Annotated in this window: 17 protein-coding genes; 7 read left to right on the top strand and 10 right to left on the bottom strand. The window is 33.5% G+C overall.

The genetic code is table 11. The annotated features are described in order from the left end of the window. Positions 1-149 precede the first annotated feature (149 nt). The 5 genes from FLAPXU55_RS07550 to FLAPXU55_RS07530 all read right to left on the bottom strand — a co-directional run bounded on the left by FLAPXU55_RS07550 (position 150) and on the right by FLAPXU55_RS07530 (position 7,096). Positions 150-3,326, bottom strand: a complete 3,177-nt coding sequence (locus FLAPXU55_RS07550) for an efflux RND transporter permease subunit (protein ID WP_180857171.1) — start codon at positions 3,324-3,326, stop codon at positions 150-152. A gap of 91 nt (positions 3,327-3,417) precedes the next feature. Continuing rightward, positions 3,418-4,485 carry an efflux RND transporter periplasmic adaptor subunit gene (locus FLAPXU55_RS07545; protein ID WP_053471526.1) on the bottom strand — a complete coding sequence of 356 codons (1,068 nt, stop codon included), beginning with the start codon at positions 4,483-4,485 and terminating at the stop codon, positions 3,418-3,420. A gap of 9 nt (positions 4,486-4,494) precedes the next feature. Further along, the gene (locus tag FLAPXU55_RS07540) at positions 4,495-5,829 is read right to left on the bottom strand and encodes a TolC family protein (RefSeq protein ID WP_180857170.1); all 1,335 of its coding nucleotides are present in this window, start codon (positions 5,827-5,829) and stop codon (positions 4,495-4,497) included. 37 nt (positions 5,830-5,866) lie between these two features. Continuing rightward, complete coding sequence (locus tag FLAPXU55_RS07535; protein WP_180857169.1) at positions 5,867-6,466, bottom strand: TetR/AcrR family transcriptional regulator; 600 nt, start codon at positions 6,464-6,466, stop codon at positions 5,867-5,869. A 108-nt stretch (positions 6,467-6,574) separates the two neighbouring features. Further along, positions 6,575-7,096, bottom strand: a complete 522-nt coding sequence (locus tag FLAPXU55_RS07530) for a YceI family protein (protein WP_053471529.1) — start codon at positions 7,094-7,096, stop codon at positions 6,575-6,577. Between the two features lie 267 nt (positions 7,097-7,363). Between FLAPXU55_RS07530 and FLAPXU55_RS07525 the strand changes: the two genes are divergently transcribed. Continuing rightward, a complete protein-coding gene (locus tag FLAPXU55_RS07525) occupies positions 7,364-8,338 on the top strand; it encodes a polyprenyl synthetase family protein (RefSeq protein ID WP_053471572.1) in 975 nt (324 codons plus the stop codon). Between the two features lie 294 nt (positions 8,339-8,632). On the opposite strand, the gene FLAPXU55_RS07520 is transcribed toward FLAPXU55_RS07525, so the two are convergent. The 3 genes from FLAPXU55_RS07520 to FLAPXU55_RS07510 form a co-directional block, all read right to left on the bottom strand. Further along, a complete protein-coding gene (locus FLAPXU55_RS07520) occupies positions 8,633-10,501 on the bottom strand; it encodes an alpha,alpha-trehalase (RefSeq protein WP_180857168.1) in 1,869 nt (622 codons plus the stop codon). Next, the gene (locus tag FLAPXU55_RS07515; RefSeq protein WP_180857167.1) at positions 10,491-11,711 is read right to left on the bottom strand and encodes an MFS transporter; all 1,221 of its coding nucleotides are present in this window, start codon (positions 11,709-11,711) and stop codon (positions 10,491-10,493) included. Before FLAPXU55_RS07515 ends, FLAPXU55_RS07520 begins: the two co-directional genes overlap by 11 nt. A gap of 300 nt (positions 11,712-12,011) precedes the next feature. Beyond that, entirely contained in the window at positions 12,012-14,651 is a 2,640-nt protein-coding gene (locus FLAPXU55_RS07510) for a TonB-dependent receptor (RefSeq protein WP_180857166.1), read from the bottom strand. 166 nt (positions 14,652-14,817) lie between these two features. On the opposite strand from FLAPXU55_RS07510, the gene FLAPXU55_RS07505 reads away from it, so the two are divergent. Both FLAPXU55_RS07505 and FLAPXU55_RS07500 read left to right on the top strand, forming a co-directional pair. After that, positions 14,818-15,843, top strand: a complete 1,026-nt coding sequence (locus tag FLAPXU55_RS07505; protein WP_180857165.1) for a LacI family DNA-binding transcriptional regulator — start codon at positions 14,818-14,820, stop codon at positions 15,841-15,843. Between the two features lie 41 nt (positions 15,844-15,884). After that, positions 15,885-16,238 (top strand): hypothetical protein, encoded by a 354-nt coding sequence (locus tag FLAPXU55_RS07500; RefSeq protein WP_053471534.1) that lies wholly within the window; start codon positions 15,885-15,887, stop codon positions 16,236-16,238. A 47-nt stretch (positions 16,239-16,285) separates the two neighbouring features. Here FLAPXU55_RS07500 and FLAPXU55_RS07495 read toward each other — a convergent pair whose 3' ends face one another. After that, positions 16,286-16,681 carry a hypothetical protein gene (locus tag FLAPXU55_RS07495; RefSeq protein WP_180857164.1) on the bottom strand — a complete coding sequence of 132 codons (396 nt, stop codon included), beginning with the start codon at positions 16,679-16,681 and terminating at the stop codon, positions 16,286-16,288. Between the two features lie 62 nt (positions 16,682-16,743). Further along, the gene (locus FLAPXU55_RS07490) at positions 16,744-17,295 is read right to left on the bottom strand and encodes a hypothetical protein (RefSeq protein ID WP_180857163.1); all 552 of its coding nucleotides are present in this window, start codon (positions 17,293-17,295) and stop codon (positions 16,744-16,746) included. 116 nt (positions 17,296-17,411) lie between these two features. On the opposite strand from FLAPXU55_RS07490, the gene FLAPXU55_RS07485 reads away from it, so the two are divergent. The 4 genes from FLAPXU55_RS07485 (at position 17,412) to FLAPXU55_RS07470 (ending at position 25,367) form a co-directional block, all read left to right on the top strand. Continuing rightward, the gene (locus FLAPXU55_RS07485) at positions 17,412-20,186 is read left to right on the top strand and encodes a 2-oxoglutarate dehydrogenase E1 component (protein WP_180857162.1); all 2,775 of its coding nucleotides are present in this window, start codon (positions 17,412-17,414) and stop codon (positions 20,184-20,186) included. 74 nt (positions 20,187-20,260) lie between these two features. Then, the gene (gene odhB, locus FLAPXU55_RS07480; RefSeq protein ID WP_180857161.1) at positions 20,261-21,511 is read left to right on the top strand and encodes a 2-oxoglutarate dehydrogenase complex dihydrolipoyllysine-residue succinyltransferase; all 1,251 of its coding nucleotides are present in this window, start codon (positions 20,261-20,263) and stop codon (positions 21,509-21,511) included. A 147-nt stretch (positions 21,512-21,658) separates the two neighbouring features. After that, positions 21,659-22,591 (top strand): type I restriction enzyme HsdR N-terminal domain-containing protein, encoded by a 933-nt coding sequence (locus FLAPXU55_RS07475; protein ID WP_180857160.1) that lies wholly within the window; start codon positions 21,659-21,661, stop codon positions 22,589-22,591. Further along, a complete protein-coding gene (locus FLAPXU55_RS07470; protein ID WP_180857159.1) occupies positions 22,548-25,367 on the top strand; it encodes a restriction endonuclease subunit S in 2,820 nt (939 codons plus the stop codon). The genes FLAPXU55_RS07475 and FLAPXU55_RS07470 overlap by 44 nt, the downstream gene beginning before the upstream one ends. Positions 25,368-25,595 lie beyond the last annotated feature (228 nt).

The following is a 25,595-nucleotide window of genomic DNA, read 5'->3' as shown; positions in this document are numbered from 1 at the left end:
GAAAATTCCAAATTCCAAATTCCAAATTCCAAATTCCAAATTCCAAACGGAATAAAAAAATCTAAAATCTAAACTCATAAATCTAAAATTAAAAAATCCCAAACTCCTTTCGGAATTTGGGATTTTTTCGTCTAAAATTAAATCAAAAATTAATGGGTATGTTTAGGGTTAAAACCGTCCTCGCTTAATTCTGTGTGCTCATAATCAGCAACCATTTCAGCTTCGTAATCGATTTTTTCTCCTTTAGAGAATTTATGAATGATTTTCTCCATGATATTATAAATTACAGGAACTACAATCAACGTTAGGAATAAAGAAGAAATTAATCCTCCGATAATTACCCAAGCCAAACCGTTTTTCCATTCTGCTCCAGCTCCTTTTGCTAATGCAATTGGGAACATACCAAATACCATCGCAATTGTTGTCATCAAGATTGGACGTAAACGAGCGTGGTTTGCCTGAATTAATGCCGTTCTGATTGATTCTCCCGCAGCTCTTCTTTGGTTGGTATAATCGACAAGCATGATCGCATTTTTACACACCAGACCAATCAACATGATGATACCTAAAATGGTAAAGATGTTTAATGAGTTGTTTGTTAATGCCAGTGCTAACATCGCTCCTATAAACGAAAGCGGAATTGCAAATAATACTACGAATGGGTGAACGAAACTGTCATACAAACTCACCATTACAAGGTAAACCAAAATAATAGCGGCAAGTAAAGCGATTCCTAAAGTACCAAATCCTTCAGATTGATTTTCCTGGTCACCTCCCCAAATATAATTTACTCCGGCTGGCTTATCTAATTTATCAAGTTTAGCCTGCCATTGCTGCACGATTGTTCCTGATGGTACCCCAACATTTTGTCCTTTTACAGTTACAGATGCAGATTTATCTCTACGCTCTAACTGGCTAGGTCCAGATCCTTCTGTAATATCTGCAAACTGAGACAATTTAATTTGCTGTCCGGCTGAGTTTACAAAAATTAGGTTACTTACGTCGGTAATACTTTTTCTGTCAAAAGCATTATATCTAATGTTGATATCGTACTCATATTCACCAGCTCTGTACTTACCGTCTGTATTTCCACTAAAAGCAGTCTGCATGGTTAAACCAACTGTTTGAAGTGTTAATCCTAAAGCAGCCATTTTATCACGGTCTACTTTTACGTTAATCTCCGGGTTTCCGTCTTCAACCGTTAATTTAATCTCTGTTGTTCCAGGAATTGTACGTAATTCAGCTTCCGCTTTTTTAGCAAAAGCCATCGCTGCATCTGTTGAAGGTCCTGTTACGATTAATCCTAATGTAGCATCTTCTGCAGTTCCTAAAATACCAACCGGAACTGTTTTTACTTTTGCTCCAACTAATACTTTTTCAAGTTTACGTTTGATTTTTGCTGCATAAACATTCGCATCATCTGTACGATCTTTTTGTTCGATCATTTTTACGTCAATCTCTGCTTTATAAGCCGTAGCTTGCGATGCTCCAAAACCTTCACTGGTTTGTCCTACTGTTGTAATTTGACTGTGAACATATTCCTGAGATTTTAAGAAAGCTTCTGCTTTTTGCGTCATAAAGTTAGTTTGCTCTAACGAAGCATCTTTTGGCATCTCAATTTGAACTAAGAACTCTCCACTATCAGAAGAAGCAAAGAACTCTCCTCCAATGAAACCTCCACCCATTAATCCAATTGTTGAAGCAAAGAATAATATAATTACGACAACAAAAGTTTTAATATAATGATCTAAACACCAAGTCAATAAATGAGAAACCCAGTCAGTGAAACGTGTTAAATAGCTTTCGAAACCAAGAATGATTCTTCCAAATAAATTCTTTCCTTCAATATGCTCTAATTTTCCGAAACGAGAAGATAACCAAGGAATAATTGTAAATGAAGCCAAAAGTGACAACATTGTTGAGATAATTACCGTAACACAGAATTGTGTAATGATGTTAGATACCAATCCAGAACTCATCGCGATTGGAAGGAATACAACCACAATTACTAATGTAATCGAAGTTACCGTTCCACCAATTTCTGCTGTACCGTCATACGATGCACGAATTCGGCTTTTACCCATTTCCATGTGCCTGTAAATATTCTCCAGTACCACAATCGCGTCATCCACAAGAATACCTACTACCAGAGATAATCCTAATAAACTCATCAAGTTTAATGTATATCCCATTAAATAAATCCCGATAAAAGTTGCAATCAACGATGCAGGAATCGAAACCATTACAATCAATGAGTTTCTAATACTGTGAAGGAAGAACAACATTACAAATGCTACCAGAATTACCGCAATCAATAAATCGTGTACTACAGAATCTGCTGCTTCAAGAGTAAAAATGGTACTATCTTTTGCAACTTCAAGTTTTAACTGATTTACTTTATAATCTTTTTCAAGCTGTGCAATTGTTTTTAATAACTGCTCACTTACCGCAACCGCATTAGCATCAGATTGTTTGATGATTTGTAAAACAATCGCACTTTTTTGATCTACACGAGAGATTTTCTCGGCAATTTTTTGTGTATCCTGAACGTCGGCGATTTCACCTAAACGTATTTGGATTCCGTTTTGAGAAGAAACTACAAGGTTTCTTAATTCTTCAACACTTTTATATTTACCCGCTAAACGAATTAATATTTTTTGATTACGAGTCTGAATGTTTCCTGTTGGGAAATCTAAGTTCGAAGTCAAAATGTTTTGTTGCACCTGAGGAACAGATAAGTTGTAACCCTGCATTTTTACAGCGTCAAGATTTACCTGAATTTCACGCTCAGAACCACCAATAATATTTACCTGAGCAACACCTTGTACACGAGATAAAATAGGAGCAATTTTTTTGTCAATTAAGTCATAAAACTCCGCTTCGTCCATTTTTCCGTTTGCACCAAGCGTCATAATTGGTAAATCACTCAGCGAGAATTTAGTTAATGCCGGTGTTTTAACATCTTCTGGCAAATCACTAATAATCGCGTTGATTTTACGCTGTGCATCATTTAAAGAGAAATCGACTTTTGCATTTGATGTCAGTGTAATCGAAACAATAGATAAACTTTCGTATGATTTCGAATCGATTTTCTTGACATTTTCTAAAGAGGCAATCGCATCTTCAATTTTCTTTGTCACTGTATTTTCTACCTCACTTGGAGAAGCTCCCGGATAAATAGTAGAAATTGTAATAACGTTCTGTTCAAATTTTGGGATCAGCTCATAACCTAACTGGCTGTAGCTGAACAATCCACCAAGTGTCAGAATTGTAAACAATACAATTACCAACGACGGACGTTTTATGGATATTTCGGCTAATTTCATATATTTTTTCTTTATGCTTTAGGCAGTAGGCAGTAGACTTTAAGCTTTGAATTTGCTTATAGCCTATAGCTTACGGCTTATAGCCAAATAATTATTTAATAATTTCTACTGTGTTTCCGTCTTGTAAGTTAATCTGACCTGTAACGATTACTTTTTCACCATCAGATAATCCTTTGATAACTTCTACTTTATCTCCCAAAATTCTTCCAGCAACAACTTTTCTTAATTTTGCAACACCGTTTTCAGCAACAAAGATTTCGTTACTGTTTACACTTCCTACGAAAGCATTTCTAGGTACAACCATCAGGTTTTGTTTTTGTTGGTTTGATGCAAAGTTTGCAGTTCCGTACATACCTGCTTTTAGGTCGTTGTTTGCATTGTTTTGGATTTCAATTTCAACCGGGAAATTTAAAGACTCATCTGCTTTTGAAGCGATAAACGTAATTTTTCCAGAGAAATTTTTATCAGGATAAACACTAGCCGTTACATTAATATGGTTTCCTACTTTTAAGCTTGCAACCTGATTTTCGTTTACTGTAACTACTAATTTTAATTTAGAAACGTTTACGATATCAAATAAAGCTGTAGCTGGCATTCCTGCTAAAATAGATCCCGGCTCAATGTATTTTTTATTGATAAAACCATTGATTGGCGCTTTTACTTTAGTATCTCCAACATTGATGTTCGCTTGTTTTAAATTAGACTCTGCATTTGTTAAAGCTAATTTTGCCTGATCTAATTGTTGTTTTGTAACACCGCCTGTTTTAAATGCGTTTTCGTATCTGCTGTAATCTGATTTTGCATTTTGAAAAGCTGCCTGAGCTTGTTGTGCACTTACATTAATAACGTCTCCTCTTACAGTTAATAATGTCTGTCCTACTCTTACGTAGTCCCCTTCTTTAGCTAAAACGCTGATTACTTTTCCAGATTTTTCTGCAGAGAAAGTTAACTCCTGAATTGGCTGAAAGTTTCCGTTTGCAACGAAATCTAATGAAACTTCTTCTGTTTTTACCGGAGATATTTTTACTGAAACTGCAGCATTTTTCTCTGCTACGATATCAGTTTTTGCCTTGTTCTTTTTCTTATTATTATTTAAGACATATCCAATTACACCCAGGGCTGCAATTATGATTACGATTGTTGTAATAGTTTTCTTCATTGTAATTAGTTATTTAATAAGAGATTTTAGTTCGCCTTTTGATTTGATTAAAGATATTTCGGCAATTTTATAATTTAAAACTGCTCTTGTATAATTATTTTGTGCTTCAAGTGATGCATTTTCAGCATCTAACAAATCTGTTAAAGATGCTAACCCCTGAAGGTAATTGTTTTTTGTATTGCTTAAGATTTCAGTTGCCAAACGCATGTTTTCTTTTTGATTCTCGATCGTTACAAGATTGTTTTCGATTTGAGCAATTGCATTTCTGTAATCTAAATCAAGAGAAAGTTTAGTGTCTTTGATGTCTTCCTGAAGTGATCTGATTTGAACATCTGCTTGTCTTACTTTGGCACGAGTTCCAAAACCTGTAAAGATTGGTACATGTAAGTTTAATCCAATTGCAGAGTAATCTGACCAATACACTCCATCTTTTGGTTTTGCAAACCAAGGAAATTGAGGTCCCTGACCAATATAATTGTAACCAGCTGTTAATGAAAGTGTAGGATAATATCCTGCTTCAACTGCTTTTTTGTTGTATACTAAAAGCTCTTCTTGCTTTTTCAAAAGCAGATATTCTGTTCTGTTTTCAACATTTGGCTGTTCTGTTAAGGCAGCAGGAACAACATCAAATTCTTCTTTTGGCATATCAATTACAGTTTCGATAGGCATTCCCATATAAAACTTCAATGCATTTTCCTGTAAAGTAATTTGGTTTTTAATCTGCTGACGTTCCGTGTCAATATTTGACATTTTTACAATGATACGATCCAGGTCGATTTTTTTTGCTAAACCATTATCGAACTGGCCTTTTACGATATCACGAACTTTTGTTGTGTTTACATAATTGCTGTCTAACAAAACCAATCTTTCTTTTTGTACATATACAGAATAGTAGTTATTTGCAACTCTTTCAATAACTTGTTCTTCTGTTAACTGATCGTTTATTTGATAAAATTCACGAGTCGATCTTGCAGCTCTTAAACCTGTAAAAACAGATTGGTCAAAGATTGCCTGAGTTAAAGAAAGCCCTGCATTTGAAGTCCATTTTTGACCAAATGCTGCCTGGATTGTAGTTCCTGGTGCACCAAATCCTGCTCCGTCAATTACTGTTGTTTGAATAACCGGATTGTATGTAATATTTCCGTTTGCACTAATTTGAGGTAATGCTCTTGAACGCACTTCCTGAATTTTATATTCGCTGTTTTCAACCTCCAGTTTTGCTTTTTTAGCATCGGCTTTATTTTGAAGCGCGTAGTTTATGGCGTCTTTTAAGGTTAAGGTGGTTACCTGTGCGTTGGCCGACAGACCAATTGTGCACAAAAATATAAGAACTATTCGTTTCATATGTAGTTAAATATTATTTAGAGATTGATGATTATGATTATTCTTTAATTTTTTCAAGCTGCTTTTCGAGTTCGATTATACCTTTTTCTGTCGCCATCGCTCTGGTATGATATTCTAAAGCTTCTAATTCTATTTTTTGCGCTTCTCTTTCAGAAATGGTTGTTTCATTAATGTGAAAAATCAAGGTGTAATAAAATTTCACATACAAATCTATATTGATGTCTGGTCGATATAAATTTTCACGAATGCCTTTTAAAATATTATCTCTAAAATAATGGTTGCACTGTTCGATTTCGTGTGTCATTACATTTTGATAAATTTCAGGATAATGCTTTTTTAACTGGTATAAAGGAGAGGTGTCGGTGCTGTTTTTAAACATATCGCGAAACATTTCTCTAATCTCAAAATTCTCATGAATTGCGTTGTAGTTTTTAGCTACGATGGTATCAATAACTTCGTGTACTTGTCTGTGAACTGATGAGGTGCTCTCTTCGATCAAAACTTCTTTATTACAAAAATATTTATAGATCGTTTTTTTTGAGATACACATTTCTCCAGCAATATCGTCCATTGTAACACTCTTAAAACCAAGTCTTAAAAACAACTCACTTGCTTTTGATATAATTTTCTCTTTCATTTTAATTTTTCCAATTGCATTACAAATATAATTAGGAAACTAAAATCAAAAAAATAGTTTCCGTCATTTTTGTAATAATTTTACATTAAATTATTCATTATGTAAGATTTATATACTAAATTCCAGATTGGCTATCAGTTTAATATCTTTTCCAAGAGCTAAACCTCCATTATGATGGAAAGAATTGTAGTCCAGACCAAAATCCTGACGTTTGATATCTCCTTTAATTTCAAAAGCAACCTTTTTTTCTCCGTTGTAAGTGTTGACACCAATAAATTCTGCATCAAGTTCTACCACTCTTGTTACATCTTTTATCGTTAAATCGCCTTTAAAGAAATTGATGTTATTGTTTATTTTTTGAAATGAAGTCGATTTAAAACTAATAATTGGATGTTCGTCTACATCAAAGAAATCCTGAAGCTGTAAATTCGTATCGATTTGCTGAAAGCTTTCTTTTTTATTATTAATATCCAATGAAAATTCAACCGATGCATCTTCAATTTCATTGTCTTCAATATTCACATAACCGTCAAATTTATTTGTTGTTCCTCCTAAATAAGCAATTATAGAATGTCTCATTTTGATTAAAACATCAGATTGAGTAGAATCTATAGTCCATGTTGTTTTCATAAATACCTAATTTTAATGAGTTTATAAATTTTTCAAACTCTTCACGGAAACTTTTTTAGTGTTCTAAGTTTCCATTTAATGGCGCAAATATAGAAAGGAAACTCTAAACACCAAAAAAGTTTCCAAGTTTTTTTCAAAATAATTTTAACTTCTTAAGATTTAGTTGATTTAATGACAATTTTAAGCGGAAACTATCTTTTAATTTTAAGAAAGAAATAATTCATTATGAATCGTATCTTTGGGCTTCGTAAATCAGAATTTCATTTTATGCACGATATTAGTCAGTACCAGGATTTTTTTATTGAATATTTAAATAAACAAGACATACATAAAGAACCTAAAAATCTTTACGAACCTATTGAATACATTTTAGGGCTTGGCGGAAAACGCATGCGTCCGGTACTTACTTTAATGGCCGCAGAAGTCTTTAATACTGATTATAAAGTGGCACTTCCGGCGGCAATGGCAGTTGAAGTTTTTCATAATTTTTCGCTTGTTCATGATGATATTATGGATGATGCGCCTTTGCGAAGAGGTCAGGTTACGGTTCATGAAAAATGGAATTTAAACACCGGAATTCTTTCTGGTGATACCATGCTTATTTTGGCGTATCAATATTTTGAACAATACGAACCGGCAGTTTTTAGAGATTTAGCAAAACTTTTTAGCAAAACAGCTCTTGAAGTTTGTGAAGGACAACAATGGGATGTTGATTTTGAAACACGCAAAGATGTTACGATTCCTGAATACTTAAAAATGATAGAATATAAAACTGCTGTTTTGGTTGCTGCTGCCATGAAAATGGGTGCAATTGTGGCCAAATCTTCTGAAAAAGACGGCGATTTAATCTATGATTTCGGATTAAACTTAGGTCTGGCTTTTCAATTACAAGATGATTATTTAGATGCTTTTGGTGATCCGGAAACTTTTGGAAAACAGGTTGGCGGCGATATTATCGAAAACAAAAAAACATATTTATACTTAAAAGCTTTAGAATTTTCTTCTGCTGAAAAAGCTTCAGAATTAGAGCAATTATTCAGCTTACAATTAGAAGATAATTCAGAAAAAATAGAAACTGCAAAAGCTATTTTTAACGAATCTGGAGCTTCAAAAGCAACTCAGGAAGCGATTGAAATGTATACTTTTAAGGCTTTTGATACTTTAGAAAAAATGGACATTAACGCTGAAAAGAAAGATATTTTAAGAACTTTTGGGGAGAATTTAATGGGAAGAAAAGTTTAGTTTTTTTGCCACAGATTAAAAGGATTATATAGATTTTTTTTGTTTGCCACGACCCGAGCGATAGCGAATAGGCGAAGCAATTACACTAATTTCCACGAATTATTCATTGTAATTAAATTAGTGAAAATTCGTGTAATTCGTGGCGAAAAAATCTACACATAGTAAACCCGACAAGTTTTAAAAACCTGTCGGGTTTGTCATTTACAGCATCATCTAAAAGGGCTTCGACTTCGCTCAGCCGGACAAACGTTATTATAGAACTGAGTGTCATCCTGAGCGAAGTCGAAGGCTATTTTAACTAAAAAGTTCATCAGGATCAACCAAATCTGATAATTTTTGTTTTAAATCATCTTCTAAAATCGTTAAACCAAATTGATATGAAGCGTTCATCCATCCAAAACCTTCTTCGGTTATATAATTAAATTCGGTGCCTACGTTTCCGTATTCGGCGAAAATTTTATGTGAGCTTATTGATAAATCAAACTTTTCAGGAATGGTTCCGTTGTAATCAACCGCATTTCGGGTAATCAGCCAAAGCCAGCGATACACCATTTCCTGTGCTTCTTCATTAAAATTATAATTCAGCAGACCTTCCCACAAAAGCATTTGATGCGGTGCCCAGCCAAACGGATAATCCCATTGTCGTGTTGGCGAATTATCATCAAAACCGGCAATTGATTCCTTGGTGCTTCCGGCAATTCCGCCTTTCATTTTAAACTTTGGAAGCGTTTTTTTAACCAAAATATCAGCTTGTTCCTGTGTGCTTATTTTTGCCCAAAGCGGATAAAAAGTGGTCGCGGCGTCAAAAACGTGCTGTTTTTCGTTTACAAAATCATAATCGAAATAAATTCCGTTTTCAGGATTCCATAACAATTTGTTTATTTTTTCTCTTCTCTCTGATGCTTTTAAAATCCAATAATCGCTTGAAAAAGATTTATCTTCAAAGTATTGAAATTCATTTTTAAAGTATTTCTTAATCAAAAAAGCAATATCAGTTTCGTATTTATAAAGTAAACTATTTATTGCGACGGTATTTAAATTAGCACAGACTCCAACCAATCGATGTGTTGTATCATGACCGCTTTCGCGCATACTTCGATCGTGTGTAAAATATTTATCGAGTTCCGTATCGACAATTTCTCTTTCGAGATATTTCTTTTCGAATTCGCGGGTTGAGAGATTATATTTTAGTGCATATTGTTCCAGAATATCATCAAAATGTCCTTCTTCAACTTCAAATGGAAGCCCAATTCCTTCTGCTTTATACCGATTTAAACCATTTGCTGTAAGCCTTTTTCCTTCTTCCATCCAAACCGTTAGATATTCTTTTATAGCAGTTTTTAAATGTCTTTCAATCCAAAAAATATCAGGATTTGACTTTTCTAAAACATCCATAATTAAAGACGTATAAAGCGGCGGCTGTGTGCGAGTTAAATAATAGCTTCGGTTCGCGTTTAGAATTTTTCCGTAATGATCAATTTGATATTTGAAGTTTTCGGCAATGCCTAAAGCAAGGTCAACTTTATCATCAATCAAAAGTCCTTTGGCAATAAAATAACTGTCCCAGCCGTACATTTCGTTGAATCTTCCGCCCGGAACAACAAACGGAACTCCCGAAATTTCGTTGTTTTTTATTTGAAGTGCCAAAGCCAGAATTCCCGGCTTTTTATTCAGCGATAAAACATAATCCGGAGTAATATTTTTAGGCAGTTGCACCACTTTTAACTTTGGAATTGTGGCTTCTAATTTCTTGAAATAATCAAAAACAATTTCGTCGCCAAAAGGCACATATAAGTATGCAAATTCATTTTCGATTTTATCGTCTTCCAGAATTTTCTTTACGCCCGTTGCATCAATTGTTCGCGTAAGACCGTTCCAGTACAAGTCTTTTATTTTTCTTGAAATACGTTTTACAGGATCTTCGGTAATTTCATTTAAATCGATTACTGCAAATTCAGTATTGTTTTTTTTAGCCAAAGCCAATTCCTGCAATAAATTCGAAAGCTGATAAGTTCCTTTAATATCTGCGGGATTTCCATCTAGATCGTACAGCAAAAACTTTTTTGGGCCGTTATCATCAATCGTAATTTTTTTATCGCCATCAGTATCTTCCTGAGCCAATAATTTTTCGATGGTTTGGGTTATATGTAATTTAAATTTCATCTTTTGCAGTTATTTTTTTAAGAATAAAAAATGAGATCAGTAATAAAGTCATTGGGATTAAAGTAAAATAAAAAGCTTTTTCCGGTCCTTCGTTTTTAAAAAGCCAACCTGTTATTCTGGATCCTAATGTTCCGCCGAGAGCAGAAAAAATTACAATTAATCCAGTCATGGAACTTTGTAAATTCTTTGGTAAAGCACTTAATACAATCGAATTTAATAACGGATAAATAGGTGCAATAAATAATCCGATTAGAGGAAATGCAAATCCAATTAATGGAATATCTGATAGCGTATTAATGTTTTTTACTTCTAATCCAACTGTTTTTGGAAGTACAAAAACAACAATCAACATGGCTGAAATAATACAGACACTTAAAACATAAATCCAGTTTACTTTTTTGGTTACAATTCCTGCAATCAATCTTCCTATTGCTAGTGAAATTGCCAGAATACTGGCCATCATAATACTAATATTTTCCGGCAGATGAAGCACTTTTGTATTGAATGTTGGCAGCCACGAAAGTATTCCCTGTTCAATCATTACAAATAAAAACACACTGATTACAAAAATAACCGTCAGCAGTTTTGCCATTAATTTGAACATCTGCAGAAAATCATCTTTGAGGTTTGCTCCTGCCGCAACTTCGGTTTCTTCAAATTTTATAAAGAGTAAAAAAAGAAACGATAAAAACGATAATCCCGCTAATAACCAATATACATTTAACCATGAATTTGGATCATTTTCATTATTAAAAGCCGGAAATAAAAAATAAGCCAGCGCAATTCCTACCATAAAAAAACCTTCGATACTGCTCATTAAAGCGTTGTGTTCTTTTTTGGTTTCGGTTACAGTTCCTATTAATGAATAAACCGAAACTTTTATCAAAGCAAATGAAACTCCAACGGTTGCAAAAAGGATTTTAGCATTGTCAAATGAGTTTCCAAAATACATAGAAATACAGGCTAAAGTGACCAAAGCCAATCCTATTAACATCGCTTTTCTATAGCCTATTCGGGGCAAAAAAGAGGCTATAAAAAAGGATACAATAGCAATTGGCATGTCTTTAAAAGCCTCTAAAATACTCGCCTGAACTTCATCTACTCCGTAATTTCTTTGCGATTTTAAAATCACAATTCCTACGCTGTTTAATAAAATAGCGAAGACAAAATAATTGAGGTAAAGTGAGATTTTAATTCCTATGTTTTTCATTTTTCTGTTTGTTTTGTCTATGCTTTGTGGTTACTGTACGGAGACGCACTGCTGTGCGCCTCTACAGTAACTGTACGTGTATTAAATTTAACACATTGAAACATAGCTTAGATTGAACTCAAAAGGCGTTTCACTTGCATTAATTCACATAGCTATGTGTGGAAACTAGTTTCTTTTTTGCTCTTTTTTTAGCGTATAAAAATCTATGTTTCTATGTGTTTAATATTTTTTTATTCGTTGTGGTTACTGTGTGGAGACGCACTGCTGTGCGCCTCTACAGTAGCTTTGCGTATATTAGATTTAGAAATTAACGGCTACAGAAAATCTGAAGGCGCGTCCTAAAATAGGTCTTGCCATGAACACATCGCTTGCTGCAGATGTTGTTTGTCTTGGATCTCCTTCTGTTAAACCAATTTCGTTGAATAAATTCGAAGCATCGACTGCAAAACGAAGATTTTTGTATGTGTAATTTAAACCTGCACCAACTTCTTTATAAGCTGGTAAAACTTGTTTGTTATCCTGATTCGTGAATTTTTTATCATAATAAGAAAACTGAACGTAAGCTGTAAAATCTTTTGTGATATCAACTTCTGGTCTTAGGTTACAGAAAAATTTAGGGATTCTTCTTGCTGTATTTCCGTTGAAATCAAAAGTAGAACCGTCGGCATTTGTTCCAGTGAAATTATCATACTCTGGTTTTTGAACCGTGAATGTAAAGTTCAGTTTTACGAATTCATATCTCGCATTAGTTTCTACTTCAAGACCAATGTTGTTTACGTCGGCAAATTTATTTTCTGAAGATCCATCAGATAAAATATCCGTGAAAGCAACATTTTTCAAATTCATATGAAATAAATTCGCATTTACAGAGAAGAAAGAACTTGAGTATTTATAACCCAATTCAAACTGATTTACTTCTGTATTTTCCAGTTTACTTAAATTGGCTGCATTATCATAAAATGATTCTTCAATTGGAGATCTAAATCCGTGGCTGTAACGAACGTATGAAGCCATATTGTCGTTGAATTTGTAGTTTCCAGCGGCAGTATACGACCATTCGCTTACATCATATCTCCAATAGGTATACGGATTTCCTTTTACAGTTGTTACTGCATCATCGGCCGTGTTGTTGTCTAAAATTCCTAAATCTTCAGAGAAAAATCTAGCGTTGTCTCTGTATCCTGAATATTTGTCTTTGTTATATCTTAAACCTGCGTTAAAAGTCAAATTATCTGTCGCTTTAATTTCTGCGTCAGCATAAATATCATTCAATAAACCTTTTGTTTGTGCATCTCTTTCTAACCAAGTAATTCTTTCTACACCATTCCAGGTATGGTCAACTCCGGTTGTATTATCTTTTACGTTTAACAATCTTGGATTGTCTGAAACGCCTACTAAATACGAATTCCAGTTCCAGTATTGATTTGATTTCCAGTTAGAATAGTAGTAACCAGCTGTTAATTTCACAGGATCTAAATCAAAAGAAAAAGAGAAATTATTTGCAAAATTGTTCATTTTCTTTTCAATATGCCAAAGGTCAGCTCTCATGATTAAAGCATTTGGGTCAAGAGTAGCTCCGTTATCTACATAACTGTACGTCAAATTACTGGCCGTTGTGTTTTGAACGCTAGTTGCATAAGCATCTTGTGTCCACGGTCCGCCATTAGGGAAAATCGCATTGTAATTTAAATCGATACTGGTTTGTTTGAAAGCATTTTTGAAAGTTACTTTATCTGATATTTTCTTTTTGAATTCAGCTCCAATTGAGTTGATTACAGGATGAGAACCATCTTCTAAATCTGCGCTGAAAGTTCCGCCTCCATATTGAGGAACATTTAAATGACTGAAATTTACTGAAGTCAACGTTCCGTAATTTGGATTAAATCCGTCGATACCTTCGATTTTTCCGTTATTGCTTTTTAAAGGAATTGGCAAATAGAATGTGTTTCTGTCGTCAAGATGTTTGAAGTTAACTCTTAAATAATCGCTGTCATCAAATTTATAAGTAATATTTCCTTTGATTTGTCCGCCTTTATTAGCTGTAAAACCAGTATTTCTTACACCATTGTCAGCTCTGTAAAATCCGCCGACATTAAAAAATAATTTATCCTGAATTAAAGCGCCAGACAAATTAAGGTCAGTTCTGAACATTCCGTAATCTGAAGTAGTGAATTTTGCTCTTCCCTGAAAATCATTTTGACCTGTTTTAGAAATAAAGTTGATGATTCCCCCAGGAGCATTGTTAGCGAAAATTGAGGCAGAACCTCCACGAACAGCTTCCATTTTACTCACCGTTTCGTCCAATCTGTAAAAAGTATCGGCGTTGGCAAATTGTAACGCACCATCTTCAAAAACCGGTAATCCGTCTTCCTGAATTTGTACATATTCATAAGCTCCCGCAGACGGAATTCCTCTTGCAAAAAGGTTGTTTCCAATTTCTCCTCCAGATGCTTCAACCACAAATCCCGGAATTGTCTGCAATAAAGCCGCCGTGCTTGATGGCGCTCTGTCTTCGATTGCTTTTGCTCCCATTGTGGTAATGGCAACGCTCGATTCAAGTTTTGATCTTGGGGCAGATGAACCTGTTACTACAACTTCTTTCAAGCTTTGAGATTCGGTTTCTAAAAGTAAATCTGCCACTACAGATTCTCCTTCTTTTACCGAAATTTCTTTGCTGTATGTTTTGTAACCTACATTTGTTGCTTCTACAACATAATTTCCGGCAATAACATCCGTGAAAACATAGCGTCCGTTTTCATCTGTTATCGTATTTTTTCCCGTGTCTTTTAAAGATACATTTGCTCCCGGAATAGATTGTCCAGTTTCGTCTAATACTTTTCCAGACACCGTGTTTTTTGCCTGGGCAAATAAATTATTTGGAACAGTAATTAGGCACATTATCAAAAATAATATACCTAAATAAGAGTGTTTCTGTTTCATGATTTTTTTGGTTTAGTTAGTAAATTTTTCATTTGTACTGTAAACTTAAAACACTAATTAAACACAATTTAGCAATTCTAAATCGAAAACGTTTTCGAAATCACCTAAAACGTTTTCGGAAATATATTTTTTATCAATGAAGTTTATTTTTTAGTACATTTATTTCATGAATGATACAAAATTAATAGATATAGCCTCGGCCTTAGGAATATCAGTCACAACGGTTTCAAAGGCATTAAAAGGATATACAGACATTAGCAAATCGACGCGCGCCAAAGTTATCGAAATGGCCGAAACGATGAACTATATGCCTAATTCTGTAGCGGTTAATTTAAGAACCAACGAAACCAAAACCATTGGTGTCATTATCCCTGCAACGGTTCATCACTTTTTTTCGAGCGTATTAAATGGCATTTTAGAAGAAGCCGAAAAAAGAGGTTATTTAGTTATCATTCTGCAATCAAACGAAAAATATGAAATGGAGAAAAAACAGCTTGCTTTATTGATCCAAAAGCGGGTTGACGGCGTTTTGATGTCGCTCTCCAACGAAACAGATGATTTCTCTCATATTAATGAAGCGATTCGAAAAAATACTCCTGTTGTTTTGTTTGATAAAATTGCCAAAAGAGTAGAATGTTCTAAAGTGGTTATTAATGATGCCAAAGCAGCTTATGATGCTGTTACATATCTTATTAATAAAGGGTATAAAAAAATCGCTCATTTTAGAGGTTCGTATGTTCCTCAAAATTCTATTGATCGTTTTTTAGGGTATAAACGCGCACTCGAAGCTCACGGAATTGAGTACGATTCGAAATTGGTTTATGTTTGTGACAATAATACTGATTTTGAAGACGGTTACGAAAATGCTCAAAAAATCATGAACGAACATCCGGATATCGATGCCATTTTTGCGATTACAGATTTAGTCGCTATCGGGATTATTAAATATTTTAATGAAGCGGGAATAAAAACGCCGGATCAGGTGGCGGTTTTTGGTTTTAGTAATTGGTTTATGAGTACGGTGATTTCGCCTAAATTAACGACAATTGATCAGCCCGGATTTGAAATGGGCCATACCGCGGTTTCTATTTTAATTGATGAAATTGCCGACATAAAAGAACATAAACCTGTAGTGCACCAAATTATAGAACTTCCAACTAGAATCATTGAAAGAGAATCAACGGTTAAATGATTTTTTAGTTTTAACTTTGCCTCAATTCTTAAAGAGCATCAATGTTTCCAATTCCTGAAAATACCGATTTTTTATTGGCTGATGCCGAAAGAGAAAATTTATATTTAAGTCTGATTGAGCAAATCAATAAAGATTTTAATCTGGCCAATGAAGGAATTGATTTTCCGCTTAGCATTTCTCCCGAAGAACTAAAAATCCAGCTTCACGAAAAAATTTACCGAATGATTCAGTACAAATTTGCTGAATATCTGAACCTTCTTTATATTATTGATGTTTCTGAAATCGAAATCAAAAAACTCGATGGTTCGGATTTAGTAATTTTAGCTGAACAGGTTGCTTTTTTAATTTTAAAGAGAGAATGGCAGAAGGTTTGGTTTAGAAATCATTACAAGTAAAAAAGATGCTGAGATGCTAAGGTTCTGAGATTCTAAGATTTTGAAACTTATATTTCATTCCACATAAAAAACTTTTCATCACCTTTTACAACTGGCTCATCATTTTTATCAAATGGAATATATTTATCATTTTCTAAAATAAAAACTTGTTCATTATTTAAAATTTCATTCAGCTGTTTGGTTAATTCTTTTAATTCTTCTGTTTGATTATTTCCTCCTGAAGCTCCTATGTGAAAATGCCAATCACATTCTTTTTTATAGTTTTCTAAACCAATTGTTATTTCTAAATCGTAAGTCGCTATCCACAAAAATCTGTTTCCACTTACACTTTTAATAGAACAATCAAAAGAATGATCTTCTTTGAAATCAACATTTTCTAAAAATTCAGGGTGATTTTTTTTTAAATATTTTAAAGTTATTTCAGAATATAAAGCTTGATTCATTTGAGTATTTTTATTCGCAATTCAAAACTTAAAAACTTAGCATCTCAGAACCTTAGCAACTTCTAGAAATAAACCCTCACAAAAGGCATAAATCCAGATCCGTAAAGACTTTTATCAGGATCATATAAAACATCGTAACGGGCGCCAATAGTTACATTTCCGGTTCTGTAACCAGCTCCAAGATATAAAGCGGTGTTCCAATAACTATCAGAAAAAGCGGGTCTGTTGATGTTGGCTTCATATCTTGTATCTACTCTTACCTGCTCTAATTCGGCAGATAATTGAACTTCGGGAATTGGGTTTACAAGCGTAATTAAACTTCCGCCATAAACATACGATTCATAATAGTCCTTTGAGTTTAAGTAACCAAATTGTAAACCAAGACCAAAGGAAACAATTTCGTTAACATTGTAAATCGCGCTTGGCATTACTGAGATGTCTGTATAACCAGAACCAATTCCTAAACCGAGTCCGCCTCCAAACTGCACTTTATCCCAGAAATGGTTTTTGTTATCAATAACATACGTTTGCTGCGCATTTGCGTAACATGAGAATAAGACTGTCAAAATCACAAAAAAAGATCTGCAATCGATTGAAAAATGTTTTTTCTTCATAGTTAACGTTTATTTTAACAAATTTTTACGTAAAAGTACGTAAAAAAAAGGTTTAAATAAAGTCGATTGTTGTACTTTTGCCTTTCTATTTAACAAAAAGTATATTCACTAATATTATGGATAGGTTTTCATTTTTAAATGCAGCGCATACCGAGTTCTTTGCACAATTATACGATCAATATTTAGTTAACCCAGACAGCGTTGAGCCAAGCTGGAGAAGTTTCTTTCAAGGTTTTGACTTTGGACAAACGACTTATAATGACGAAAATCCAGTGCAGACTATTGTTGAGTATGTGACTAGCCCAAACACAGATTACAGTCAGGTTTCAGACAAACTGCAAAAAGAATTTAATGTTTTAAAATTAATTGATGGATACCGTACGCGCGGACACTTGTTTACAAAAACAAACCCTGTCCGTGACCGTAGAACTTCTTCTCCTACTTTAGATATTGAGAATTTCGGATTATCAGCTGCTGACCTTCCAACTGTTTTTGATGCTGCGCAGACAATCGGAATCCCGCCTTCTTCATTAGAAGCTATCGTAAATCGTCTTAAAGCTATTTACTGCCAGCATATTGGTATTGAATATATGTACATCAGGAATCCTGGCGTTGTAAAATGGATTCAGGAAAAACTGGCGGTTAATGTGAACCAGCCAAATTTCTCTACAGAAGAAAAGAAAACAATCTTAAATAAATTAAACGAAGCTGTTTCTTTCGAGAACTTCCTTCACACTAAATATGTTGGACAAAAACGTTTTTCACTAGAAGGTGGAGAATCTATTATCCCAGCTTTAGATGCTTTGATCGAGCAGGCTGCCGAAAAAGGTGTTGAACAATTCGTAATGGGAATGGCGCACCGTGGTCGTTTGAACGTTTTGGCAAACATCTTTAATAAATCTACTCAGGATATTTTTGGTGAGTTTGACGGTAAAGATTACGATCAGGAATATTTTGACGGTGACGTAAAATATCACTTAGGTCTTACTGCCGACAAAAAAACAAGATCTGGAAAAAGCATCAACATCAATTTAGCACCAAACCCTTCTCACTTAGAAACGGTTGGAGCTGTAATTGAAGGTATTACAAGAGCAAAACAAGATAAATATTTCCCAGAAGATTTCTCTAAAGTATTACCAATCGCGGTACACGGAGATGCTGCAATTGCAGGTCAGGGTATTTTATATGAAATTATTCAGATGGCGCAGCTTGACGGCTACAAAACTGGAGGAACAATTCATATTGTAATTAACAATCAGGTTGGTTTTACAACTAACTATTTAGATGCTCGTTCTTCTACTTATTGTACAGATGTTGCTAAAGTAACTTTATCTCCGGTATTACATGTTAATGCTGATGATGCAGAGGCAGTTGTACACGCAGTATCTTTTGCATTAGATTACAGAATGCAATTTGGACGTGACGTATTTATCGATTTATTAGGATACAGAAAATACGGTCATAACGAAGGTGACGAACCTCGTTTCACGCAGCCGGTTTTATATAAAATCATCGCAAAACATAAAAATCCAAGAGATATTTATGCAGAGAAATTATTGTCAGACGGCGTAATCGATGCATCTTATGTAAATGCTTTAGAAAAAGAATACAAATCTGCTTTAGAGGAAAATTTAGAAGCTTCTCGTAAAAAAGATTTAACAATCATAACTCCATTCATGAAAAACGAATGGGACGGATTTGTTCAGGTAACAGATACGCAAATGCTTCAAAAAGTAGATACTACTTTTGACAAAAAAGGATTGGATTCTATCATCAATACAATCTCAACTTTACCAGCTGATAAAAAATTCATCAGTAAAATAACTAAAATTGTTACGGACAGAAAAACTGGATACGATAACAATACTGTTGATTGGGGAACTGCTGAAGCATTAGCTTACGGTTCACTTTTAACAGAAGGATTTGACGTTCGTATTTCTGGTCAGGATGTTGAAAGAGGAACTTTCTCTCACCGTCACGCTGTAGTAAAAGTGGAAGATTCTGAAGAAGAAGTAATTTTATTAGACGGAATCGAAAACAAAAAAGGAAAATTCGGCGTATTCAATTCACTTTTATCTGAATACGGTGTTCTAGGTTTTGATTACGGATATGCATTAGCAAATCCAAAAGCGTTAACAATTTGGGAAGCACAATTTGGAGATTTCTCTAACGGAGCTCAAATTATGATTGACCAATATATTTCATGTGGTGAAGACAAATGGAACAACCAAAACGGTATTGTTTTATTATTGCCTCACGGATATGAAGGACAAGGTGCAGAACACTCTTCTGCAAGAATGGAGCGTTACTTACAACTTTGTGCAAGACAAAACATGTATGTTGCCGATTGTACAACGCCAGCCAACTTCTTCCACTTGTTAAGAAGACAAATGAAAACGAATTTCCGTAAACCTTTAGTAGTTTTCTCTCCAAAAAGTTTATTACGTGATCCAAGATGCGTATCTACAGTTGAAGAATTAGCGACAGGAAGTTTTCAGGAAACAATTGATGACAATACAGTAGATAAAAAGAAAGTAAAAACATTAGTTTTTGTTACTGGTAAATTCTACTATGACATTGTTGCAGAAAGAGAAAACAACGGAAGAACTGATGTTGCAGTTGTTCGTATCGAGCAATTATTCCCTTTACCAGTTGAGCAGTTAAAAGCAATTATCGCACAATATCCAAACGCTGATGATTATGTTTGGGCTCAGGAAGAACCTAAAAACATGGGAGCTTACAGCTTTATGTTGATGAACTTTGATCTTGTAAAATGGAGATTGGCTTCATTAAAAGCATACGCTGCTCCGGCATCTGGAAGTTACACACGTGCAAAACGTCGTCACGCAGATGCAATTAGAATGGTATTCGATAAAAATTTATTCAGATAAAAAGAAAATGTTTCAAGTTTCAGTCCCGATAGCTATCGGGATTGAAACCATAAAAACCTTAAACAAAAACAAAGATGATTTTAGAAATGAAAGTCCCATCACCAGGGGAATCAATAAAAGAAGTTGAAATTGCAACTTGGTTAGTAAAAGACGGAGATTATGTAGAAAAAGATCAGGCTATTGCTGAAGTTGATTCAGATAAAGCTACTCTTGAATTACCTGCTGAAATGAGCGGTGTTATTACACTTAAAGCTGAAGAAGGTGATACAGTAGCTGTAGGCGCTGTAGTTTGTTTAATTGATACTGATGCAGCAAAACCTGCAGGCGGCGCTCCGGCAGCAGAAGCACCTAAAGCTGAGGCACCAAAGGCAGAAGCTCCAAAAGCAGAAGTAAAAGCTGAGGCTCCAAAAACAGCTCCGGTTCAAGCTCCGGCAGCTACAAGTTATGCAGCTGGAACTCCATCTCCTGCAGCAAGAAAAATATTAGACGAAAAAAATATTGCTCCGGCTACAGTTTCAGGAACTGGTAAAGGTGGAAGAATCACTAAAGATGATGCTGTAAATGCAGTACCTTCTATGGGAACTCCAACTGGTGGAAGCCGTGGAACTGAGCGTACAAAATTATCAATGTTACGTCGTAAAGTAGCAGAAAGATTAGTTTCGGCTAAAAACGAAACGGCTATGCTTACTACTTTCAACGAAGTAAACATGACGCCAATTAACCAAATTCGTAATGAATACAAAGACGCTTTCAAAGCTAAACATGGTGGTTTAGGTTTAGGTTTCATGTCATTCTTTACAAAAGCAGTTACAAGAGCTTTACAATTATACCCAGATGTTAACTCAATGATGGATGGTGATTACAAAATCGCTTACGATTTTGCTGATATCTCAATCGCAGTTTCTGGACCAAAAGGATTAATGGTTCCTGTTGTTCGTAATGCTGAGTTATTAACTTTCCGTGGAATTGAAGCTGAAATCAAAAGATTAGCTTTAAGAGCTCGTGATGGTCAAATTACTGTTGATGATATGACAGGTGGAACTTTCACAATTACAAATGGTGGTGTTTTTGGAAGTATGTTAAGTACTCCAATCATCAACCCTCCTCAATCAGGAATTTTAGGAATGCACAATATTATTGAGCGTCCAATTGCTGTAAACGGAAAGGTTGAAATTCACCCAATGATGTATGTTGCACTTTCTTACGACCACAGAATTATCGACGGACGTGAGTCTGTTGGTTTCTTAGTTGCTGTGAAAGAAGCTTTAGAAAACCCATTAGAATTATTGATGAATGGCGATGCTAAACGTGCTTTAGAATTGTAATTTTTTTATTTAAATGATAAGAATCCCGTTTGAAAAATCAAACGGGATTTTTTAGTTAATATGTGTTGTATATTTTTACAACTCATGTGTGAAAATTAATTTTTTTTTATTATATTTTTGCCTTTACTAATTATAATTAAATATAACATGAAAAATTTGGCGGAAGTAATTGGTTTTCAACCTAAAGAAAACGCAACAGATATTTTTATTAAAAAATATCAAGACGGTTATATTATTGAAATAGATTTTGATAGACAGACTTTTTATTTCGGCGGTAAAATAAAAGTGCACGGCAAAGATTCACAAAACATCACAAAACCCGAAGATTGGGTAGTTTTGGAATGCGTTAATCGTCTACTTGAAAAAGGCTACAAACCCGAAAACCTTGTTTTAGAACCAAAATGGAAACTTGGTCGTCAAGAAAAAGGAAGGCTTGATATTCTTGTAAAAAAGGATGATAAAGCTTATCTCATGATAGAGTGTAAAACTTTTGGAAAAGAGTTTGATGATGAATTAAAAAAAATGAAAAAAGATGGAGGTCAACTTTTTTCTTATTTTCAGCAAGATAAAAGTGCTGAAATTCTAATGCTTTACACTTCTAAACTTGAAAAAGATAAACTTGTTTACAAAAATGAAATTGTAAAAATCGAAGAAGAACACAGGATTGCTCCAACTGTAAAAGATTTCCATACTCTTTGGAACAAGAATACTAAGCATCAAGGTGTTTGGGAAAACGAACCTTATGATTTTAAAAGCAAAAAATTTACAAAAGCTGATTTAAAAGAATTAAACGAAACAGAAAGCACAAAAATATTCCATGAATTTGCTTCCATACTTCGTAAACATTCAGTATCAGATAAGCCAAATGCGTTTAATAAAATCTTTAATCTTTTTTTAGCAAAATTATATGATGAAGCTAAGAGAGAAAATGACGAATTAGAATTCCATTGGAGAGAAGATGATAATGCTGTTGATTTTCAAGTTCGTTTGATTAATTTACATAAAGATGGTTTATTTGCTTTTCTTCAAAAAGAAATTGAAGGAATCGACGAGAAAAGATTTCAAAGCGAATTCGCCTGAGGAACTTCTTGAAAAAAAGAAAAAAGTTTTAAAATTCAATAATATATTAGCAATAAAAGAAGTCTTAGACGACGCTAGTTTTGATGAAAATCAACGTGTATTAAAAGATGTTGTAAAACTTTTAGAAAAATATCAAATTCGTTACCCAAGAAAGCAACAACATTTGTCTGATTTCTTCGAAAAATTACTGACCACAGGATTGAAACAAGAAGTAGGTCAGTATTTTACACCGCCCCCAATTACTAAATTCATTGTTCGCTCTTTACCTATTAAACAAATGATAGAAAAAGAAGTAAACAAAGAGGCACCTGAATTACCTGCAATAATTGATTATGCAGCAGGAAGCGGGCATTTCATTACAGAAGCAATGGAAGAATATCAAGATATTATAAATGCTTTCAAGGAGAATGAAATGAAAAATTTCTTTCCAAAAGCAATAAAACAAGTAAAATCTTGGCAGGCTGATCCTTATGAATGGGCGGCAAAATATGTTTATGGAATAGAAAAAGACTACCGTTTAGTTAAAGTAGCAAAAGTAGGATGCTATTTTTATGGTGATGGTGTGGCACAAATTATTCACGGTGATGGTCTTGATAGTTTTCAAACTTCTAAAACTTATAAAGGCTTATTAAAAGACAACACAAATCTGGAAGATTCTACAAAAGCTAAATTTTCATTAGTTCTATCAAATCCACCATATTCTGTAAATGATTGTAAAGATGATTTAGAATATATTGGCGCACAAAATGAATTTGCTTTATATCCCTATCTTTCAGATAATAGTGATGATATTGAGTGTTTGTTTATTGAAAGAACAAAACATTTATTGAAAGACGATGGTATCGCTGCTATTGTATTACCTAGTTCAATTCTGAACACTAAAGGGATTCAATCTAAAACTAGAGAAATAATTTTATATTATTTTGATATTGTAGCGATAACAGAGTTAGGTAAAAGTACATTCATGGCCACTCCAACAGAGACGGTTATTTTATTTCTAAGAAGGCGAAATAATAATTTGATTTTTGATTGGATTAAATCATTAGATACATTTTTCGATGTTTTACAAGATATAACTATTAACGGAATAATTAATCCAGTTTCAAAATACATTAATCATGTTTGGGGTGAAATTTCTTTTAATGATTATATTACATTATTAAGAAAATCACCTAACGATATAATCCAAAAACATGAACTTTATAATGAATACAGAAGTAAGATAAAATTCAAGGAAGATAAAGATTTTTGGGAAACTTTAATTTCTCTTGAAAAGACAAAGTTATTGTATTTTATTATAACTGTAAAACAGAAAGTCGTTATAGTTAAGACTGGAAAAAAAGATGATGAAAAAAGGTTTTTAGGCTATGAATTTAGTTCAAGAAGAGGATCTGAAGGAATGCATCCAATTCAAAAAGGAAAAAGTATTGACAATTGTACTAAATTATACAATTCAAATGATTTAGAAGATTACACAAAAGCTAGCACATATATTTACAAAGCTTTACAAGGTAATTTTAATTTTGACATTGAAAATTCGATTCAAAAGAATGTATTTAAACAAGATTTAGTTGATATGTTGAATTTTGATCGAACAGAATTTGAGAATGCAATTTCTACAACTATTAAAAAAAAAGTTAATGTCGATAGTAAATGGGATATAGTTCGTATAGGTTCTTTCGTAGATTTACAGAATGGTTTTGCGTTTAAAAGCTCTGATTATATTCAAAAATCTAATACTTTAAACTTTAGACAGGCTAATATTAGGTTAGAAGGAATTCTTGATTTAGAGCATAAGAAAACTTATTTACCTGATGATTTTAGAAATAAATATGAAGATTATATTTTAAAAAATGGTGATGTAGTGATTGCTATGACTGACATGAACAATGAATTAAATTTACTTGCAATCCCTACTATTTTTAATAATAAAACTGATAAAGTATATCTTTTAAACCAAAGAGTTGGTAAGTTTATTAAGTTTGATTTAGCAAAAATAAATCCGATCTATTTAAATTGTATATTAAAATCAATAACTACAAGAGAACAATTGAAGCAGTTAGGTTTTGGAAGTATCCAATATAATTTATCGAAAGATGATTTATTGAACTTCAAAATCCCTCTTCCTCCTTTAGATATTCAAAAAAAGATAGTTTCGGAAATTGAAGTTTTTGAAACAAAAGGAGAAAAAACAAAAGAGGAAATTGAAAAATATAAAAAAACTATTCTAAACTTATTTAATCAAGCAGAATCAAAAGCAGATAAAATAATTAGGTTGAGCGACGAAAATATTTTTCAAGTTTCTATTGGAAAAAGAGTGCTAAAAAACGAGTTTGTAGAAAATGGTAAAATTCCTGTTTATAGTGCCAATGTCATAGAGCCATTTGGAAGCATTGATAAATTGTTAATAGAAGATTTTAGCAAACCATCCGTTTTATGGGGAATTGATGGTGATTGGATGGTAAATCATCTTCCAAAAGATTATCCATTTTATCCAACTGATCATTGTGGTGTTTTGAGAGTAAAAGATGGCTCTGTTAATGAAAAATATTTAGCATTTATTTTAGAAAAAGAAGGCAAAGCATTTGAATTTTCTAGAACAAAAAGAGCTTCAATTGATAGAATTCAAGGGATCAAAATAGCTGTTCCGCCAATTTCGGAACAACAAAAAATAGTTTTGGAAATTGAAAAAATAGAGGGAAAAATTAAAGTTTTGGAAAATAAAATTGCTGAGATACCAAAACTAAAAGAAGAAATTTTAAAGAAATATTTATAGTTATCTTTAATTAGAATTATTAATGAATGGCGATGCTAAACGTGCTTTAGAATTGTAATCAGAATAATTTTTCAATTATATACAGAACCTGTTCATTTATTTGAGCAGGTTTTTTTATTTATAGTACCGAATTAAATCACTTTATTTTTAAAATTTAATTTAGAATAAATAAAAATAGCTTGCATTGTTGGCATTCATGACTTAGATTTGCAGAATCAAAAACAATTT

Source organism: Flavobacterium panici, from assembly GCF_903819335.1.
Lineage (GTDB): Bacteria > Bacteroidota > Bacteroidia > Flavobacteriales > Flavobacteriaceae > Flavobacterium > Flavobacterium panici.
Note: the sequence above shows the minus strand (reverse complement) of the source record. Positions and strands in the feature narration are given on the sequence as shown.

What these genes read in the sequence shown, in the direction of transcription:
- FLAPXU55_RS07475 (WP_180857160.1), top strand. Translation starts at nt 21,659, where the DNA reads ATGAAAAATTTGGCGGAAGTAATTGGTTTTCAACCTAAAGAAAACGCA.
- FLAPXU55_RS07525 (WP_053471572.1), top strand. Translation starts at nt 7,364, where the DNA reads ATGCACGATATTAGTCAGTACCAGGATTTTTTTATTGAATATTTAAAT.
- FLAPXU55_RS07485 (WP_180857162.1), top strand. Translation starts at nt 17,412, where the DNA reads ATGGATAGGTTTTCATTTTTAAATGCAGCGCATACCGAGTTCTTTGCA.
- FLAPXU55_RS07495 (WP_180857164.1), bottom strand. Translation starts at nt 16,681, where the DNA reads ATGAATCAAGCTTTATATTCTGAAATAACTTTAAAATATTTAAAAAAA.
- FLAPXU55_RS07545 (WP_053471526.1), bottom strand. Translation starts at nt 4,485, where the DNA reads ATGAAGAAAACTATTACAACAATCGTAATCATAATTGCAGCCCTGGGT.
- FLAPXU55_RS07510 (WP_180857166.1), bottom strand. Translation starts at nt 14,651, where the DNA reads ATGAAACAGAAACACTCTTATTTAGGTATATTATTTTTGATAATGTGC.
- FLAPXU55_RS07500 (WP_053471534.1), top strand. Translation starts at nt 15,885, where the DNA reads ATGTTTCCAATTCCTGAAAATACCGATTTTTTATTGGCTGATGCCGAA.
- FLAPXU55_RS07520 (WP_180857168.1), bottom strand. Translation starts at nt 10,501, where the DNA reads ATGAAATTTAAATTACATATAACCCAAACCATCGAAAAATTATTGGCT.
- FLAPXU55_RS07535 (WP_180857169.1), bottom strand. Translation starts at nt 6,466, where the DNA reads ATGAAAGAGAAAATTATATCAAAAGCAAGTGAGTTGTTTTTAAGACTT.
- FLAPXU55_RS07515 (WP_180857167.1), bottom strand. Translation starts at nt 11,711, where the DNA reads ATGAAAAACATAGGAATTAAAATCTCACTTTACCTCAATTATTTTGTC.
- FLAPXU55_RS07530 (WP_053471529.1), bottom strand. Translation starts at nt 7,096, where the DNA reads ATGAAAACAACATGGACTATAGATTCTACTCAATCTGATGTTTTAATC.
- FLAPXU55_RS07550 (WP_180857171.1), bottom strand. Translation starts at nt 3,326, where the DNA reads ATGAAATTAGCCGAAATATCCATAAAACGTCCGTCGTTGGTAATTGTA.
- odhB (WP_180857161.1), top strand. Translation starts at nt 20,261, where the DNA reads ATGATTTTAGAAATGAAAGTCCCATCACCAGGGGAATCAATAAAAGAA.
- FLAPXU55_RS07540 (WP_180857170.1), bottom strand. Translation starts at nt 5,829, where the DNA reads ATGAAACGAATAGTTCTTATATTTTTGTGCACAATTGGTCTGTCGGCC.
- FLAPXU55_RS07490 (WP_180857163.1), bottom strand. Translation starts at nt 17,295, where the DNA reads ATGAAGAAAAAACATTTTTCAATCGATTGCAGATCTTTTTTTGTGATT.
- FLAPXU55_RS07505 (WP_180857165.1), top strand. Translation starts at nt 14,818, where the DNA reads ATGAATGATACAAAATTAATAGATATAGCCTCGGCCTTAGGAATATCA.